Raw genomic sequence first — 15,472 nt, forward strand, 5'->3', positions numbered from 1 at the left:
TTCTCTACCGGCAGCGGTCAGGACGCGTCGGCCCCTCCGGCAGTCGGCGGGGGCGCAGTGGCGACCGGCCCCACGCGCAGCGCGCCCGGGCGACGGCGCGGCCCCGGGAGACGCGCAGCTGTGAGCGGGAGATACGGGCCCGCTGGCCGCCGCCCGCGATCATCGCGTTCACGGACACCATCGGGTCGCCGCCCATGGAGCGGGCGAACAGCGCGCCGACGACGACCGGCAGCAGCGCGACCGCGAGGGCCGAACCGGTGGCGGTGGCCGTGGCGGTGACGGTCCGGAGGGGGCGGGCGGTGCGCGGGGCGTCGTCGGTCATGGGAACAGTTCAGCAGCGGGACGCCGCCCCGGGCATCGGCCGCCGTACTCAGTCGTCCGCGCTCCACGTACTCACGACCGGTACTCACGCCCCGTACTCACGCCCGGTATTCGGACCCCCGGCCCGTCCCGGGTGCTCAGCGCCGGGCCAGCACCGTGACGAGCGTGAACGAGGCGTGGAACGGGCCCGCCGCGAGGCCGGCGAGCCAGCGGTGGGCGCGCGCCTCCGTCACGTATCCGGCGGTGACGGCCTTGCGGATGTTGCGGCCGAGGCCGAGCGTGTAGTCGGCGGTCTCGAAGTCCCGGAGGACGGGGGCGGCGGCGCACACCGTCTCGACGGTGAAGCCCGCCCGCTCGGCGAGGCGGCCGAGGGAACGGCCGACGGTGGCGTTGCGGACCGCCTCGGTGACGGTGTACCGGGTGAAGGCCCGGCTGGTGTCCAGGTCCTCGGAGTCGACGGCGAGGGTGTCCCAGTCGGGTTCGACGAGGCCGACGAGGCCGCCGGGCGCGGTGGCGGTGTGCAGCCGGGCGAGCACGGCGGCGGGGTCGGGCACGTGCATCAGGACCCGGTCGATCTTGGCGCGGTCGACCGAACCGTCCGCCACCGGAAGGGCGTTCAGGTCGCCCTCGCGCAGCTCGACCCGTGCGAGTCCGGCGGTCCGGCGCCGTGCCTCCGCGAGCATCGCCGGGTCGCGGTCGACGCCGATGACCCGCCCGGGCCCGCCGACGCGTGCGGCGAGCGCGGGCAGGTCGGCGCCGGGGCCGCAGCCGGCGTCGAGCGCCGTCTGACCGGTCCGGATGTCGAGCAGCCGGAGCAGGTGTTCCTTGTACGCGCGGCCGGCCTCCATCGCCGCCGTGCGCAGCATGTACGCGCTCTGCTCGGGCCGTTCGGCGCCAAGAGGTCCCGGCTGCGCCGTCCTGCCGTACCGCCGTGTGCTCATCGGGTCAGTCGATCACCGGCCCGGTGCCCCTGCCAAGTCCGCTGAACCGGCCACGCGGAAACGATTCCTCAGCGACCCTGGAGGCCGGCTGTTCCGATCACTTTCACGACCATGCGTCACTCTCGATCACGCGGAGGCGGGACGACTTGACCGACGACACCACCACACCTCCCGTCCTGGTCGTCCAGCACGAGGACGGCGCCGGCCCCGGCCTCGTCGGCGAACGGCTGCGGGCGGCCGGGCTCGACGTCCGGACCGTGCACCCCTGGCGCGGCGAGCCGCTGCCCGGCTCCCTCGACGGGTGGGCCGGGCTGCTCGTCCTGGGCGGCTCGGCGAACTGCGAGGACGACACCGCCGCGCCCTGGCTGCCCCGGGTCCGGGAGCTGATACGTGAGGCGGTCACCGGCCCGGCCCCGACCCCGGTCCTCGGGATCTGCCTGGGCGGCCAGCTCATGGCCCACGCGCTGGGCGGCCGGGTGGTCCGGCGCCCGCAGGGGCCCGAACTGGGCACCGTACCGCTGCGCCGGCTGCCCGACGCCGACGGCGACCCGGTGTTCGGCGCCGTGCCGGAGGGCGCGCTCGCCGCGCAGTGGCACTGGGACGAGATCGGGACGCCGCCGCCCGGGGCGGTGCCGCTGCTCGCCGGTGACGACTGCCCGTACCAGGCCTTCCGCGTCGGCCCGCACGCGTGGGGCGTGCAGTTCCATCCGGAGGTCCTGGCCCCGACGGTGGCCGTGTGGGCCGGTGCCGACGACGCGCACGTACGGGACGCGGGGCTTGATCCGGAGGCCGCCGTGCGGTCCGTACGGGAGGCGGAGCCGCGGCTGCGGGAGGTGTGGGGCGCGGTGGCGGAGGCGTGGGGGGCCGTCGTACGGGGCGTGCGCGTGCCCGTACCGGCGCCGTCCCGCCGGGAGTGATGGGATGGGCGCGGGCACGTGGCCTATCCGCGTGCCCGCGTGCCTGCGTGCCCGTGCGTACCGCGCCCGCGCCCGCGCCCCGTACCGAGGAGGATCCGCCCCCATGGCCGACGAGTACCGGATCGAGACCGTCCGCACCGGCTACCGCACCTGGACCGCCCGCAACGACCGGGGCGCGGAGGTGCGGATCGCCGCCGACGACGACGCGGCCGCCCAGCCGTCGTTCACGCCGGTGGAGTTGCTGCTCGCGGCGATGGGCGGCTGCGGCGGGCTTGTCGTCGACCGAACGGCGCGAGCCGTCGACCACGACGACCTGCGGATCGTGGTCGAGGGCGTGATCGGCCCGGAGGACGACGGCCGGGTCGGGCGGATCCGGGTGAGTTACGAGTTCGAGCTGCCCGACAACAACCCGCGGGCGGCCGAGGTGTTCGCCCGGGGCGTGCGCCTCACCCACGAGAAGTACTGCACGGTGAGCCGCACCGTGGAGCACGGCGCCGAGGTGGAGGCGGTGCTCCCGGACGGCTCGATCGGCTTCCGGGCGGCCGGCTGAGGCGGAGAGGGGAACCTGGCGGGCGGCGGCGTACCTGCCCCCGGCTCACTCCTCGATGGCGCCGCCGATCCGGCGCAGGTGCTTGCGGAAGCTGTACGTGGGGTCCTGCGCGTTCCGCTCCAGGTACTCGGCGAAGCGGGTCTGCTCGCGCAGGGTCACCCCCGCCCTGATCCGCCGGGCCTGGTCCCGCTCGGTGCGGAAGATGTCCGCGGCCGTGCCGAGCACCGCGTCGGCCCGGTCCACGGGCACGAACAGCACGCCGTCGTCGTCCGCGAACACCAGGTCGGCGGCGTCGACGGTGTGCGCGCCGACCCGGGCGCTGCGCAGGGCCTCCGGCCCGCGCGGGTCGAGCCGTACGGGGCCGGGCGCGTGGGCCCCGTACGAGAAGACCGGCAGTCCGATCTCCACCAGATCGGGCGTGTCGCGGTGCAGCCCCCACACGACGAGCCCGGCCACCCCGGCCGCTTCGGCCTCCAGGACGGCGAGGTCGCCGACGCAGGCCTCGTCGCTGCGCCCCGCGTTGTCGATGACCAGGACGTCGCCGGGTGCGGCGTGGCGGGTGAAGGCCTCCAGGAACACGTCCACGCTGCCGTAGTGCCGTGCGGGCAGCACCCGTCCGGCGAGCCGCTGTCCGGGCACGACGGGCGCGACCCCTGCGGGCGCGGCCCGCAGCGGCACGCCGAGGCGTACGCAGGCGTCGGCGATCAGGGGCGTGGACAGCTCGGCGAACCGCTTCGGCATGGCTGTTCCCTTCGTGGGGGTGGGGTTTGTCGGCAGGCCGGGGGGATGAGTGGTGGGCGATGATATCGGCCGGGCGGCCGGCGGGCGGGCGGGTGCCCAGGTGTGATGAGCTTCGCGGATGACTCACCGAACCACCAGGCCCACCTGCTCCGTTCGCCCCCGCAGCGCCGCCGATCTCCCGGCCTGCGTCCGGATCCTGGCGGAGGTCCACGACCGGGACGGCTACCCGGTGAACTGGCCGGCCCGGCCCGCCGATTGGCTGGCGGCCGGGGACGGCACGGCGATGGGCATCGGCGCGTGGGTGGCGGAGCTCGACGGCCGTGTCGCCGGGCATGTGGCCCTGTCCCGGCCGGCGGACGACGACCTCGCGGCGCGGATCTGGCGGGAGCGGAACGGCTCCGAACCGGCCGTCGTGGGCCGCCTGTTCGTGTCCCCGGCGGCGCGCGGTCACCGCATCGGCGCGGGCCTCCTCCGCCATGTGACGGCGGAGGCCCGGCGTCTTGGCCGGCATCCGGTCCTGGACGTGGTGGCCTCGGACACGGCGGCGATCGCCCTCTACGAGCGCGCGGGCTGGCGGCTGCTCACCACGACGACCCAACGGTGGTCCCCCGAGCGGACGGTGACGATCCACTGCTACGCGGCGCCCACACCCTGAGGTCAGAACCAGTGGAGGCAGTGCGGGGAGCGGTCGGCGCGGAAGAGGGTGTCGGCGCGGTGGGCGGCGGCCGGGTGGTGGGCGCGGATGTGGCCGGCCCGGACCAGGGTGCTGGGGGCGGTGCCGCCGAGGTAGACCGAGCCGAGGTCGCTGACGTCCAGGGAGAGGTCCGGCTCGCGGTCGGTGGGGACGCACTCGGCCTTGCCGTCGCGGACGTTCAGGAGGTAGCGGTTGCGCTCGCCGAGGAAGGGGTCGTCCACGTCGAGCACGAGCTCGCCGTCCGCGAACCAGCCGCGCGCGGTCAGCGCGCGCGGGACGTCGAGCAGCCGCACCCACAGCCAGTCCCCGTCGCCCGCCACCTCGGCGGCGCGGAAGTCCTCGAACTGCCAGCGGATCGGGTGGTCCGCCGGGACGTGCTTGAACGCGACCTCGGTGAACAGGTCGTGGTCGAGGAGGTAGCGGACCAGGACCGTGTAGACGGCGTCGTCGGCGGTGATGACCTCGTCGACCTTCATCGTGCCGGACTCGCCGTGCGCGTAGCTGGCGTATCCGTCCGGCACGCCGTCCGCGTCGCGGTGCAGTGCGATGTAGCGCGGCGCGGGCGAGATCGGCGGCTGCCCCGCGGCCCGCTCCCACCAGCGGTGCGGCCGGGAGAGGGCGCCGGGCTGGGCGCGGCGGTAGCGGTCGTAGACCTCTTCGAGGACGTCGGCGCACTCGGAACTCTTCAGCACCTCGACGGTGCCGGTGTCGGCGACCTCGCCGGCTCGGGGGTGAGCGAAGGCACTCTGGTGGCGGGTCACGGTCATCCGGGCGGTGTACGTCGCCGGGCCGTAGCCGAAGCGCCGGTAGATCAGCGCCTCGGAGGCGAGCAGCACGGACAGGAACTCGCCGCGCTCGCGCAGGTCGGTGAGCTGGTGCCGCATCATCGCGGTGAGCACGCCCCGGCGGCGGTGCGAGGGCAGGACGCCGACGGCGGTGACTCCAGGCGCCGGGGCGAGGGTCTGCCCCGGCAGGGTCAGCTCGAAGGCGTGCGAGGCGGCCGTCCCGACCGGCCGCCCGTCCGGCGCCACGGCCATCAGCCCCCGGTCCATCTCGAGCGCCGCCCACCAGACCCCGCGACCGTCCTCACCGGAGGCCTCGGGGAAGCGCGCGAACGCGGCGTGGAGGGTGTCGACGAAGACGTCGTGGTCCTGATCGGTCGTCGGCCGGATCTGCATCGGTGCTGCTGCCTCCCGTTTCACGGACACCACACGCGCGGCGCCCCGCCACAGTGCAACGCCGAACCGCGGCCCGGTCAAACCAATTAGCAGCAGGGTCTTGAGACGGCGGCGGTCCGCCCGCGCGGGGCGGGGCGCCGTGTCGTCACCTTGCCGGACCGCGGCTCAGCGGCCGCTCACTCCCCCAGCCAGATCTCCCGGACCGCCGCCAGCGGGTCCCGCTCCGTACGGGGCACGGTGTCCCAGATCTTCGTCGTGCGGGTGTCCGGGGTGTACGCGGGCCAGTCCGGGCCCGGGTTCTGGTCGGTGACGAAGGCGACCCAGGCGCGGTGGAGGGCGTCGGCGAGGGGGCGGGGTGGGGTGGGGCCGGCCGCGGCGGGGACACCCTCCGCGTCGAGGAGGTCGAAGGCGAAGGGGAGGTCGAGGCAGTGGTGGGCCTGGCCGTTGACGGGTGAGGTCCACTCGAACTGGTAGAGCCAGGTGGGCCGTTCCCGCTCCGCGCGCGCGTCGGCGACCTCCAGCGCGGGGGCGCGGAAGGTCACGTCGGTGAGGGCCTGGCCGAAGTGGCCGGCCGGGTCGGTGTCCGCGTACGTCTCCGCGAACGCGGCCGCGCGCTCGCCGGTGAGCCCCAGGCCGCCGAGCAGCACCGGCAGCGGCGGGCCGTCCGCGCCCGGGGACGGGATCATGTTGAACTCGTGCGCGGTGAAGCCCAGCATCAGCGGGACGTCGTCGCCCGCGCCGCCCGTCGTGAGCGCGTCCAGGACGGGCTCGGGGATCAGCTCGCCGTCCGCGAAGGGCACGAGGGACAGCATCGGCGGCAGTCCCTCGCGGTCCGGGCCGGGCGCGGCAAGGCGGTCCTGGAGGTCGAGGAGCTCGTCGTCGCCGAGGTCCTGGAGCGCGGCGGCCGTGGCCGGCCGCCCCGTGCGGGCGGTGAACAGGCGCGAGACGGCCCGGGCGACCTCCGGCCCGTCGGGCCGCATGACGGCGCCGGACACCGAGAGCGCGCCGCGGAACAGCCCCCGGGCCGCCGGCACGGCCAGCAGCGTCTGCACCGCGCCGCCGCCCGCCGACTGCCCGGCGATCGTCACCTTCGCCGGGTCGCCGCCGAAGCGCGCGATGTTGTCGCGCACCCACTCCAGGGCCGCGATCCAGTCCCGTACGCCCCGGTTGTCGGGCGCGTCGTCGAGGTGCAGGAAGCCCTCGACGCCGAGGCGGTAGCCGAGCGAGACGAGGACGACGCCGTCGCGGTTGAAGGCGGCGCCGTCGTACCAGGGGCTGGCCGCCGAGCCCGCGACGTAACCGCCGCCGTGGATCCAGACCAGCACCGGCAGACCGGCCGCCCCGGCGGTGTCCGGCGTGAAGACGTTGAGGTTCAGGACGCCCTCGCCGGGGATCGTCGGCTCGGGGATCGTGGTGACGTCGGCGAACGGCCGGCGCTGCGCGGTCGGCCCGTACGCGGTCGCGTCCAGCGGCTCGGTCCACGGTTCGGGCGGCTCGGGCGCGGCGAAGCGCAGGGGGCCGACGGGCGGCTTGGCGTAGGGGATGCCGAGGAAGCGGCAGCTGCCGTCGGCCCGCCGCTCGCCGCGGACCGGGCCGCGGGTCGTGGTCACGACGGGGGCGTCCACGAAGGCCTCGGGGGTCTCGGAAGTCTCGGAGGTTTCAGGGGTCTCCAGGGACATGGTGCGCCTTCCTGGCCCGGCCGGTGCGGCCGCCGCTTGCTCGGTGGTGGTGCGAAGAGGGTGACCTTTCAGAAATTACACGTGTCACCTGCGGGCGACCAAGACCCCAGCCGGTTCGGTCCCGGGCGCCTGGGGAAGGGAGGCGGTGTGAACATGAGCCCCGATGCCGCCGTCGGCGCCCTGGTCGTCACGGCCGGCGCCGTCCTCGTCGCGATCGGCGCGCGCTGGCAGGGGCGGGCGGCCCGACCGCTCGCGCCCCGGCGTGCGCGGGCCCTCGCCTGGCAGGCGTACGCGCGGGCGCTCACCCGCTCCGCCGACCTGGCCCTCATGACCGCGCGGGACGCGGCGGGGCGCGGCGAACCGACCGTCGTGACGGTCGGGGACGTCGTACGGCTCGCGGACGAGCGTTTCGGCTACGACGAGGTCGTTCGGGAGGACGCCGCCGCGGCGCTCCGGCACGCGTACGAGCGGGCCGGCCGCCCGGCGTGCTGCGTCACCGACGCCTACAGCTCGATCCAGTAGCGCCGCTTGCGGCCGAGCTCGGTCTCGCGGACGTCCTCCAGGACTCCCCCGTTGCGCTCGATCGTGCGGGCGGAGGCGGTGTTGGTGTCGTCGCAGGTGAGCAGCGCCCGGTCGAGCCCGAGGCTGCGGGCCTCCGCCAGGACGGCGCCGAGCGCCCAGGTGGCGAGGCCGCGGCGGCGGGCGGAGGGGCGCACGCTGTAGCCGATGTGGCCGCCGGCGTGGAGGAGGAGGTCGTTGAGTTCGTGGCGCAGGTCGATCGCGCCGAGGTACGTGTCGCCCTCGACGATCCACCAGTGGGTGTCGTGCACCTGGCCGGCGGGCAGGGTCCGGGAACGGTCGGACATCGCGCACAGCCGCCCGACCCAGGCGGCGAAGACATCGGGGTCGGCGAGCTCCTGCTCGGCGGCGAGCCATACGCCGCCCCCGGCCTGGTGATCACCGGCGTTCCACTCGGCGCGGGCCGCCAGCCAGGAGACGTGGAGTCGGGTCGTGGGGGTGATCAGCTGCGGCATGCAGGGACGATAACAGCCGGGCGGGCGGGGCGGTTTGGGGCCCGGGGCGGGCCCTGTACGTACCAGCGCGGGGCCGGGGCAGGCCACGGTCCGCGGCCCGGGTCGGCGCCCCCGGCTCGGGGCACGGCTCGTTGCGGCCCGGTCTGCGGCGCCGCCCCCGGCCCCGTACCGCTACTCGCCGGTGCGGCCGTCGATGCGCTCGCGCAGCAGGTCGGCGTGGCCGTTGTGGCGGGCGTACTCCTCGATCATGTGGGCGAGGACATAGCGCAGCGAGTACGTCTCGTCGCCGAGGCTGCCGGTGACGTCGAGACTCGGGGCGGCGTCCACGAAGTGGCGGGCCCGGGCGCACTCGGCGCGCCAGACGGCGAAGGCCTCGTCGGCGTCGGCGCCGTCCACGTCGAAATCGGCCCAGTCGGTGGCGCCGGGCGGGGTCCACGGGCTGCGGCTGCGCTCACCGCCCATGACGTTGCGGAACCACCCCCGTTCCACCTCGGCCGCATGGCGTACGAGGCCGAGCAGCGAGAGCCCTGAGGGGTCGATCGCCCGGGACCTGAGCTGCTCGGGGGTGGGACCTTCACACTTCATCGCCAGGGTGTCGCGCTGGAACTGGAGCATGGCGGTGAGCGTGGCGCGCTCGTCGGCGGTGCGGGGCGTCGGTATCCGGTGGTCTCGGGTCATGGCCGCATGGTGCCAGGGGGCGGGGCGGGGTACCCCGCCCTTTTCCGGCACCCCCGCCGCCCCGGCGGGTCGCCGCCGTCGCTCCCCTACTCCCGCGCCGCGAGGCCTTCGAGGCTCTGCAGGGGGTTGCGGAAGAGGGGGTTGAGCAGGACGGTGCCGGCGGCGACGGGCATGGTGGCCGGGCCCGCGTGGGGGATCACGATGCGCTCCGGGTCGTCGCAGACGTGGGAGTGGTCGACGGCGGCTCCCTGGATCTCCTCCAGGTAGCAGGGGTCGAGCAGGCTGGCGAGTTCGGTGACGACCACCAGGTCGGGGTTGAGGACGTCGAGGAGCAGGGCGACCGCGCGGCCCACGGCGCGGGCGCGTTCGCGCAGCAGCCGGTCGGCGCGGCGGTCACCGGTGGCTGCGGCGTCGACGACGAGGAAGGTGTCGGGTTCCGGGACGATTCCCCGGCGGTACGCGGTCTCGGCCAGCGCGCGGTTGGAGGCGGTCGCCGCGAGACAGCCGGAACGTCCGCAGGTACACGGGGTGTCGGAGTCCGGTACGGGCAGGTGCGCGACCTCCCCGGCGGCGGACCCGGGGCCCTGGTGGACCACGCCGGCGATGCCGAGGGCGGCGTCGACGACATTGCCGACGAAGAGGTGGACGAGGCTGCGGCGGGCCTCGGGGCGGCCGAAGAGGATCTCTGACTGGGCGACCGCGCGGGCGTGGTTGTCGACGCGGACGGTGGGGCCGCCGAGACCACGGGCGAGTTCGGCGGCGAGGGGGCGGTGGGTCCAGGCCAGTGCGTCGTGCCGGACGACCCGGCCGCGGTCGGGGTCGACCCAGCCGCCGAGCGCGGCGCCGACACCTAACAGGGGCCGGGTACCCAGATGTTGGGCGAGAAAGGCGCGCAACTCCCGGGCGACGGAGGCGGGCAGAACCCGGGGGTCGGCGCCGGCGTGCGCGAAGCGGCGCCGGGCGACGACGCGGCCGCGGAGGTCGACGAGGCCGAAGGAGGTGACGTCGACGCCGAGATGGACGCCGCCCGCGACGGGCCCGGTGGTGCTGCCGAGGTGCAGGTCGACGGGGATCTGGGGGCGGCCGGGTCCGGCGGTCTCGGCGCGTTCGGGGAGTTCCCTGAGGAGCCCGTGCCGCAGCAGGTCGGTGGCCTGCCGGGAGACGGCGGCGGGGCTGAGGCCGGAGTGCCGGGCGATGGCGCTGCGGGCGAGCGGGCCGTGTTCCAGGACGGTACGGAGGACGGTGGCCGCGTTGGTCTCGCGCCGGCAGTCCCCGGCGGGGCGGGATCCGGCGGCGGCAGCGGAGCCGGGGCCGGGGCCGGTGCCTGGACTCGCCCCCGTACTCGGGCCCGGACCGGAACCAGGACCGGCACCCGGACCCGGGACCGGACCCGTACCTGAACCGGTGTCCAGGCCCTGGCCCTGGCCCGGCTCGGGTTCGGGGGTCGCGGTCGGCTCGCGGGGGCCGTCGCCGGGTGGTCGGGGGCCTCGGAGGGTGGGGCTCATCCATGCCTCGTCTCGGAAGGGGTGGCACCTGAATTACAGCAAGAGTTCGGCGGGACGGGCACCGCGCGCCGCGGGCCATGGAGGCCGGGATCTGGCCTGGTTGCGTCCTACGGTCGTGGTGTCCGTACGGATTCCGCAGGAAGGACCCCCACCATGTCCGCTCAGACCGGCAGCGCCGCCCCGCAGGGCTACACCTCCGTCGCCCCGTGGGTGGTCACCGACGACACGGGAGCTTTTCTCGACTTTGTCACCCAGGCGTTCGGCGGGGAGGAGCTCGCCCGGGTCGCGACGGAGGACGGTTCGATCGGCCACGGTGAGATCCGGGTCGGCGACACCGTGGTCCTCGCCTTCGACCGGCGGCCCGAGTGGCCGGTCATGCCCAGCCTGCTGCGGGTCTTCGTCGCGGACGCGGACGAGGCCTTCGCGCGCTCGCTCGCGGCGGGCGCCGAGGTGGTAACGGCGCTTTCGGACAACGCCTTCGGGCAGCGCGGCGGCCGCGTCAAGGACCCCTTCGGCAACATCTGGTGGGTCGTCGCCCACGTCGAGGACGTCCCGGAGGACGTCATGTGGAAGCGCCTGCGGGAACCGGCGTACGCCGAGTCGATGCGCGTCGCCCAGGAGACCCTCGACGCCGAGCTGTCCGGCCGCCCGCAGGGCCGCGGCAGCGCCCCGGTCGACCCTGGCCGGGGTACGGGCCAGGGGCCGGGTCAGGGGGCCTGACCGGGGATCGCCCCGGCTCCCTCTCGTAGGCTCGTCCCGGAGGGGAGACGTCATGGAGATCACGGCGCAGTGGGTACGGGTCAGCTGGACCAAGCGGTCCCGGGGCGGGCCGGCCGCCGCGCTGCGGAACGGCCTGCCGGCGGGCTTCGCCCTGCCCTCGCCGACCCCGCCGACGCCCGGGTTCGCCCATGCCGTCCGGCTCCGGGAGGACGACGACTTCAGGCCGCGCGCCGGCGAGACGACCCTGCGCGACGCCGGGCTGGTGCTGCGGGACGAGAACGGCCGGCTGCGGGTGCACACGAACATCCCGCTGCTCGGCGGGCTGCCGCCCCGGCGGCGCAGGCCGCCCGCGGTGCGGCTCGAGCCGGGGCAGTGGGTGCGGTGGCGGCTGAACTACCGGTTCAGCAGTGCGGCGGGCGTGCGGGACTGGTCGTACTGGCTGGACACCTTCAACGTGGCGTACGGCCCCGTCGCCCCCGATGTCTTCCTCGGCGAACCGCCGCTCCTCGTCGACGAGTGCGGGCCCGTCCGCTGAGGAGAGCCGTAGCAGGCGCGTGACTTCGGCCGTTCTCGGCCACAACCCTGGCGCGGGCATTACTTCCTCTGCGAAATTAATTGCGGACCGCCCCCGTCCCGAAGGGATCCGCATGCCGACGAGTCATCCCCGCGTCATCGTGGTCCTCACCGATCAGCAGCGGTGGGACACCACGGGCGCGCACGGCAATCCCGCCGGGGTCACGCCCGAGTTCGACCGGCTGGCACGCGAGGGGACGCTGGTCGAGCAGGCGATCACGCCGAATCCGGTGTGCGCCCCGGCGCGGGCCGCGCTGCAGACCGGGCGGTTCCCGACGGCGACCGGGGTGCACCGGAACGGGCTGCCGCTCGGCGCGGACGTGCCGACGCTCGCGGGGGCGTTCCGGGCGGCGGGGTACGTCACGGGGTACATCGGGAAGTGGCATCTGGCGGGCGAACGGCACCCGGACGGGCCGGTGCCGCCGGAGCGGCGCGGCGGGTACGAGAAGTGGCTCGCCTCGGACCGGCTCGAGTTCACGTCCGACGCGTACCGGACGGTGCTGTACGACGAGGCGGGCGAGCCGGTACGGCTGCCGGGATACCGGTCGGACGGCCTTGTCGACGCGGCGATCCGGTTCGTCGCCGACCACCACGAGCGCCCGTTCCTGCTCTTCCTGTCGCTCCTGGAGCCGCACCACCAGAACGCGACGGACGACTACCCGGCGCCGGCCGGCTACCGCGAGCGCTTCGAGGGGCGGTGGCTGCCGCCGGACCTCGCCGCGCTCAGCCCGGGCGCGGCGCAGGGCGGCGCGCACCGGCACATCGGCGGCTATCTGGGCCAGATCAAGCGGGTCGACGAGGGCGTGGGGCGGCTGCGCGACTGTCTGCGCAGCCTCGGCATCGAGGACGACACCGTCCTCGCGTGGACGGCCGACCACGGCTCGCACTTCCGCACCCGCAACGGCGAGTACAAGCGCTCGGCCCACGAGGCTTCCGTCCGCGTGCCGTTCGTGCTCACCGGCCCCGGGTTCCAGGGCGGCGGCCGCATCCGGCAGCCCGTGTCGACGGTGGACCTGATGCCGACGCTCCTCGACGCCGCCGGGCTTCCGGTGCCGGCGGGCGTGCACGGGCGGTCGCTGCGCCCGCTGGTCGGCGGGGGCAGCGAACTCGACCGCCCGTTCTCGGTGTTCGTGCAGCTCAGCGAGGACGTCATCGGGCGCGCGGTGCGTACTGACCGGTGGAAGTACGTGGTGACGGCGCCGGACGGCCCCGACGGCCCGGACGCCTGGCACGAGCGCGCGTCCGACCGCTACCGGGAGACGGAGCTGTACGACCTGGCGGCCGATCCGTACGAGTTGGAGAACCTGGTCGGGCTCACCTCGCACCGGCGGGTGGCGGACGGGCTGCGTGACGCGCTGGGCACCTGGCTGAAGGAGGTCGAGGGCTCGGCCCCGGTCATCGAGGCGGCCCCTCCCCGCACCCTGGACCAGCGTTCACCGTTCTCGTTCCCGGAGCACCGGGTGCCGTGGGAGGGCGTGCGTTTCGGCCACGCCTAGGCGAGCCCGGCGATCCCGGCCAGCCCGGTGGTCCCGGCGAACGAGAGGTCAGGATCCGGCGGCCTTCGCGTAGTCGACGAAGCCGACCCAGTCGAGGGCCACACAGGGTTCGTCGCCGACCACCCAGGCGTCGTGGCCCGGCTGGACCTCGTAGAAGTTCCCGGGGGTCAGGTCGGCGGTCTCGCCGTCGTCCATGACCACGGTGATGCGGCCGCTGACGATGTAGCCGACGTGGTGCGCCTGGCAGCTGTCGGTGCCGGCGATCGGCTTCACGTGCTCGGACCACTTCCAGCCCGGCTCGAACACGGCCCGGCCCACCGCTCCGCCGTCCGTGTTCAGCAGGTCCATCCTGCCCTTGCCGCCCTCGAAGGGACGGGTCTCGTCTGCGGAGTCGAAGCTCCTGGAAACGATTCCGGTCATCGTCTTTCCGCCTCCCGGCGGTGGAACGTGCGACCCCCGAGGCCACTTCCAGGCTACGCCGGAGGCCGCTCACACACTCGCCCGCCCGCCCCACTCACGTACGCGCGTACTCGCCGGATGGCCGGAGAACGGCGTTGCCGCAAGGCCGCGGACGGGGATACGTTGATCACATGACTGCCGGGTCGGCCGTGGGCCGTGATCGAGAGAGGCGCCCGGCCGTGGCGTGAGCGCCCCGGGCCGGTGGGCGCGGGGTCCGCCGCGGTCGTCCGTTCGTCCTGTGCCACGCACCGCTGTGCGTGGGGAGCACGGGACAGAAGGAGGACATCAGCGCGCACTCTGCGAAAGGACCCCCTGTGGCCGTCGAACTCAACCACACCGTCGTCTACGCCCGTGACAAGCGGGCCTCCGCCGGCTTCCTCGCCGAGGTGCTCGGCCTGGAGGTCGGAGCGCCCTTCGGGCCGTTCGTGCCGGTGGACACCGGCAACCGCGTCACCCTCGACTACTACGACGCCGGTGACACGCCCATCGTGCCCAGCCACTACGCGTTCCTCGTCCCCGACGAGGAGTTCGAGACGATGATCGGGCGCCTGGAGCGGATGGGCGTCACCTACTACGCCGATCCCCATCACACCGAGCCCGGGCAGATCAACCGTCTCTTCGGCGGCCGGGGCGCCTACTTCGCGGATCCGGACGGCCACAACATGGAGATCATGACCCGGCCGTACGCCCGCCCCTGAGCGCGCCTGCCCGCGGTTTCTCCGCCCTTTCCTTGAACTTTTGTTGAACAACAGGGCGGAATTGGAGATTCCAGCCATTTTCGGAGGCGGTTTTCTGTGCGCTTCCCTTATCGGGCACATCTACACATAAAGGCCAGATAAGAGCACAATGAAACCGCGGCATCATGCCGCCAAGCGCGGTCAGACGTGCAGAACGCCAGAAGGAGGCGAGTCGTATGGCCGACGTCTCTCACCGTCCTGGTGATATCAGGGGACACCCCGACGCCGGAGAAATGCGCGAACGTTACACGCGCGTGCTCCAGACCCGAGGTGTGGCGGCGGTCGAGGAACTGGTGATCCTCGCCGGTATCTACGCCGCGGTCTCCGCGTGGACGGTCCACTTCTCCGCCGCGAAGCCGGAGCTCGCCATCAGCAACCTGATCGTCGGCATCGCCCTCGCCGGCCTGGGCCTGTGCATGTCGATGGCTCCGGAGCGGTCCCAGGACCTCAACTTCGTGGTCCTCCTGCTCGGTGCGTGGCTGATCGTCTCGCCATGGGTGGTCGCCCGTGACGCGGGGACCGGCGCGATCCTCAGCAACGTCATCACCGGCGCCTGTGTCTGTCTCTTCGCCCTGGTCGCCGGCGGTCTGCTGATGAGCAAGAGAAGGACGTGACGACCGACCCGATCCCGACCCGAGAGAACGGCGTCGCCCCTCGACAGAGGTGGCGGCGCCGTTCACGTTCGTCGCGACTGTGTCTGTGAACGGCCACCGCCAGGTAACGAATTGACCCACGTGGTTTCGGCCACATAAGTTTCGCGTAAAGCTTGCTCCACAGGGACAGGCTCTCCCGCTCACACACCCAGTCCTTGGGGGGACAAAGTGAACTGGTACCTCGACGCGTTCAAGAAGTACGCGACCTTCAGCGGCCGCGCCCGCCGCCAGGCATTCTGGATGTTCTTCCTCTTCAACTTCATCTTCTCCGCGGTCGCTTCGATCCTCGACTCGGTGCTGGGCATTACGCTCATCAGCCCGATCTACGTGCTCGCCGTGCTCATCCCGTACCTTGCGGTCGCGGTGCGCCGCCTGCACGACACGGGCCGCAGCGGCTGGTGGCTGCTCATCAGCCTGATCCCGCTGGTCGGCTTCATCATCCTCATCGTCTTCTGGGCCACCGAGGGCGAGCAGCAGCACAACGCGCACGGCCCGAACCCGAAGCTGGCGCCCGCCTACTGAGAGTAGGAACGTCCCGGCACGTCGAAGCCCCTGGAAGGAACGCCTTCCAGGGGCTTTTCGCATGGCCGGAGCCG

The 15,472-nt window shown here is 73.9% G+C and carries 19 protein-coding genes; 10 read left to right on the plus strand and 9 right to left on the minus strand.

Annotation, left to right across the window (positions count from 1 at the left end; translation table 11 throughout):
- Window positions 1-4: 4 nt before the first annotated feature.
- Both KV205_RS11795 and KV205_RS11800 read right to left on the minus strand, forming a co-directional pair.
- Entirely contained in the window at window positions 5-322 is a 318-nt protein-coding gene (locus tag KV205_RS11795) for a hypothetical protein (protein ID WP_265864122.1), read from the minus strand.
- A 136-nt stretch (window positions 323-458) separates the two neighbouring features.
- Entirely contained in the window at window positions 459-1,262 is an 804-nt protein-coding gene (locus KV205_RS11800; RefSeq protein WP_265864123.1) for a methyltransferase domain-containing protein, read from the minus strand.
- Window positions 1,263-1,408: 146 nt separating this feature from the next.
- On the opposite strand from KV205_RS11800, the gene KV205_RS11805 reads away from it, so the two are divergent.
- Window positions 1,409-2,179, plus strand: coding sequence for a type 1 glutamine amidotransferase (locus KV205_RS11805; RefSeq protein WP_265864124.1), 771 nt, complete (start codon window positions 1,409-1,411; stop codon window positions 2,177-2,179).
- A 103-nt stretch (window positions 2,180-2,282) separates the two neighbouring features.
- Window positions 2,283-2,729: an OsmC family protein gene (locus KV205_RS11810; protein WP_265864125.1), complete on the plus strand. Its 447-nt coding sequence runs from the start codon at window positions 2,283-2,285 to the stop codon at window positions 2,727-2,729.
- Window positions 2,730-2,774: 45 nt separating this feature from the next.
- Here KV205_RS11810 and KV205_RS11815 read toward each other — a convergent pair whose 3' ends face one another.
- Window positions 2,775-3,470, minus strand: a complete 696-nt coding sequence (locus KV205_RS11815; protein WP_265864126.1) for an RraA family protein — start codon at window positions 3,468-3,470, stop codon at window positions 2,775-2,777.
- Window positions 3,471-3,588: 118 nt separating this feature from the next.
- Between KV205_RS11815 and KV205_RS11820 the strand changes: the two genes are divergently transcribed.
- Entirely contained in the window at window positions 3,589-4,125 is a 537-nt protein-coding gene (locus tag KV205_RS11820) for a GNAT family N-acetyltransferase (RefSeq protein ID WP_265864127.1), read from the plus strand.
- Window positions 4,126-4,127: 2 nt separating this feature from the next.
- On the opposite strand, the gene KV205_RS11825 is transcribed toward KV205_RS11820, so the two are convergent.
- Together KV205_RS11825 and KV205_RS11830 are read right to left on the minus strand one after the other, a co-directional pair.
- Window positions 4,128-5,342 carry a GNAT family N-acetyltransferase gene (locus KV205_RS11825; RefSeq protein ID WP_265864128.1) on the minus strand — a complete coding sequence of 405 codons (1,215 nt, stop codon included), beginning with the start codon at window positions 5,340-5,342 and terminating at the stop codon, window positions 4,128-4,130.
- Window positions 5,343-5,518: 176 nt separating this feature from the next.
- Window positions 5,519-7,021: a carboxylesterase/lipase family protein gene (locus KV205_RS11830; protein WP_265864130.1), complete on the minus strand. Its 1,503-nt coding sequence runs from the start codon at window positions 7,019-7,021 to the stop codon at window positions 5,519-5,521.
- Window positions 7,022-7,174: 153 nt separating this feature from the next.
- Here KV205_RS11830 and KV205_RS11835 point away from each other — a divergent pair, with 153 nt between their 5' ends.
- Window positions 7,175-7,543 carry a hypothetical protein gene (locus tag KV205_RS11835; RefSeq protein ID WP_265864131.1) on the plus strand — a complete coding sequence of 123 codons (369 nt, stop codon included), beginning with the start codon at window positions 7,175-7,177 and terminating at the stop codon, window positions 7,541-7,543.
- On the opposite strand, the gene KV205_RS11840 is transcribed toward KV205_RS11835, so the two are convergent.
- The 3 genes from KV205_RS11840 to KV205_RS11850 all read right to left on the minus strand — a co-directional run bounded on the left by KV205_RS11840 (window position 7,525) and on the right by KV205_RS11850 (window position 10,238).
- A complete protein-coding gene (locus KV205_RS11840; RefSeq protein ID WP_265864132.1) occupies window positions 7,525-8,055 on the minus strand; it encodes a GNAT family N-acetyltransferase in 531 nt (176 codons plus the stop codon). The genes KV205_RS11835 and KV205_RS11840 overlap by 19 nt on opposite strands.
- A 171-nt stretch (window positions 8,056-8,226) precedes the next feature.
- Complete coding sequence (locus KV205_RS11845; protein WP_265864133.1) at window positions 8,227-8,733, minus strand: DinB family protein; 507 nt, start codon at window positions 8,731-8,733, stop codon at window positions 8,227-8,229.
- An 86-nt stretch (window positions 8,734-8,819) separates the two neighbouring features.
- Window positions 8,820-10,238, minus strand: coding sequence for an ROK family transcriptional regulator (locus tag KV205_RS11850; RefSeq protein ID WP_265864134.1), 1,419 nt, complete (start codon window positions 10,236-10,238; stop codon window positions 8,820-8,822).
- A gap of 153 nt (window positions 10,239-10,391) precedes the next feature.
- On the opposite strand from KV205_RS11850, the gene KV205_RS11855 reads away from it, so the two are divergent.
- The 3 genes from KV205_RS11855 to KV205_RS11865 all read left to right on the plus strand — a co-directional run bounded on the left by KV205_RS11855 (window position 10,392) and on the right by KV205_RS11865 (window position 13,027).
- Window positions 10,392-10,958, plus strand: a complete 567-nt coding sequence (locus KV205_RS11855) for a VOC family protein (RefSeq protein WP_265864135.1) — start codon at window positions 10,392-10,394, stop codon at window positions 10,956-10,958.
- Window positions 10,959-11,010: 52 nt separating this feature from the next.
- The gene (locus KV205_RS11860) at window positions 11,011-11,493 is read left to right on the plus strand and encodes a hypothetical protein (protein ID WP_265864136.1); all 483 of its coding nucleotides are present in this window, start codon (window positions 11,011-11,013) and stop codon (window positions 11,491-11,493) included.
- 112 nt (window positions 11,494-11,605) lie between these two features.
- Window positions 11,606-13,027, plus strand: coding sequence for a sulfatase-like hydrolase/transferase (locus KV205_RS11865; protein WP_265864138.1), 1,422 nt, complete (start codon window positions 11,606-11,608; stop codon window positions 13,025-13,027).
- A 48-nt stretch (window positions 13,028-13,075) separates the two neighbouring features.
- On the opposite strand, the gene KV205_RS11870 is transcribed toward KV205_RS11865, so the two are convergent.
- Window positions 13,076-13,447 (minus strand): cupin domain-containing protein, encoded by a 372-nt coding sequence (locus tag KV205_RS11870; RefSeq protein ID WP_265864139.1) that lies wholly within the window; start codon window positions 13,445-13,447, stop codon window positions 13,076-13,078.
- Between the two features lie 353 nt (window positions 13,448-13,800).
- Here KV205_RS11870 and KV205_RS11875 point away from each other — a divergent pair, with 353 nt between their 5' ends.
- The 3 genes from KV205_RS11875 to KV205_RS11885 all read left to right on the plus strand — a co-directional run bounded on the left by KV205_RS11875 (window position 13,801) and on the right by KV205_RS11885 (window position 15,398).
- Window positions 13,801-14,184 (plus strand): VOC family protein, encoded by a 384-nt coding sequence (locus KV205_RS11875; protein ID WP_265864140.1) that lies wholly within the window; start codon window positions 13,801-13,803, stop codon window positions 14,182-14,184.
- A gap of 293 nt (window positions 14,185-14,477) precedes the next feature.
- On the plus strand, window positions 14,478-14,837 hold the full coding sequence (locus KV205_RS11880) for an SPW repeat protein (protein ID WP_265864141.1): 360 nt from the start codon (window positions 14,478-14,480) through the stop codon (window positions 14,835-14,837).
- Window positions 14,838-15,044: 207 nt separating this feature from the next.
- Window positions 15,045-15,398, plus strand: coding sequence for a DUF805 domain-containing protein (locus KV205_RS11885; protein WP_265864142.1), 354 nt, complete (start codon window positions 15,045-15,047; stop codon window positions 15,396-15,398).
- Window positions 15,399-15,472 lie beyond the last annotated feature (74 nt).

The organism is Streptomyces sp. SKN60, assembly GCF_026236535.1.
In the GTDB taxonomy this organism is placed as follows: Bacteria; Actinomycetota; Actinomycetes; order Streptomycetales; family Streptomycetaceae; genus Streptomyces.

Coding starts and splice junctions, on each gene's coding strand:
- KV205_RS11865 (WP_265864138.1), top strand. CDS start 11,606: ATGCCGACGAGTCATCCCCGCGTCATCGTGGTCCTCACCGATCAGCAG.
- KV205_RS11795 (WP_265864122.1), bottom strand. CDS start 322: ATGACCGACGACGCCCCGCGCACCGCCCGCCCCCTCCGGACCGTCACC.
- KV205_RS11860 (WP_265864136.1), top strand. CDS start 11,011: ATGGAGATCACGGCGCAGTGGGTACGGGTCAGCTGGACCAAGCGGTCC.
- KV205_RS11870 (WP_265864139.1), bottom strand. CDS start 13,447: ATGACCGGAATCGTTTCCAGGAGCTTCGACTCCGCAGACGAGACCCGT.
- KV205_RS11835 (WP_265864131.1), top strand. CDS start 7,175: ATGAGCCCCGATGCCGCCGTCGGCGCCCTGGTCGTCACGGCCGGCGCC.
- KV205_RS11820 (WP_265864127.1), top strand. CDS start 3,589: ATGACTCACCGAACCACCAGGCCCACCTGCTCCGTTCGCCCCCGCAGC.
- KV205_RS11845 (WP_265864133.1), bottom strand. CDS start 8,733: ATGACCCGAGACCACCGGATACCGACGCCCCGCACCGCCGACGAGCGC.
- KV205_RS11825 (WP_265864128.1), bottom strand. CDS start 5,342: ATGCAGATCCGGCCGACGACCGATCAGGACCACGACGTCTTCGTCGAC.
- KV205_RS11840 (WP_265864132.1), bottom strand. CDS start 8,055: ATGCCGCAGCTGATCACCCCCACGACCCGACTCCACGTCTCCTGGCTG.
- KV205_RS11810 (WP_265864125.1), top strand. CDS start 2,283: ATGGCCGACGAGTACCGGATCGAGACCGTCCGCACCGGCTACCGCACC.
- KV205_RS11830 (WP_265864130.1), bottom strand. CDS start 7,021: ATGTCCCTGGAGACCCCTGAAACCTCCGAGACTTCCGAGACCCCCGAG.
- KV205_RS11850 (WP_265864134.1), bottom strand. CDS start 10,238: ATGAGCCCCACCCTCCGAGGCCCCCGACCACCCGGCGACGGCCCCCGC.
- KV205_RS11800 (WP_265864123.1), bottom strand. CDS start 1,262: ATGAGCACACGGCGGTACGGCAGGACGGCGCAGCCGGGACCTCTTGGC.
- KV205_RS11855 (WP_265864135.1), top strand. CDS start 10,392: ATGTCCGCTCAGACCGGCAGCGCCGCCCCGCAGGGCTACACCTCCGTC.
- KV205_RS11815 (WP_265864126.1), bottom strand. CDS start 3,470: ATGCCGAAGCGGTTCGCCGAGCTGTCCACGCCCCTGATCGCCGACGCC.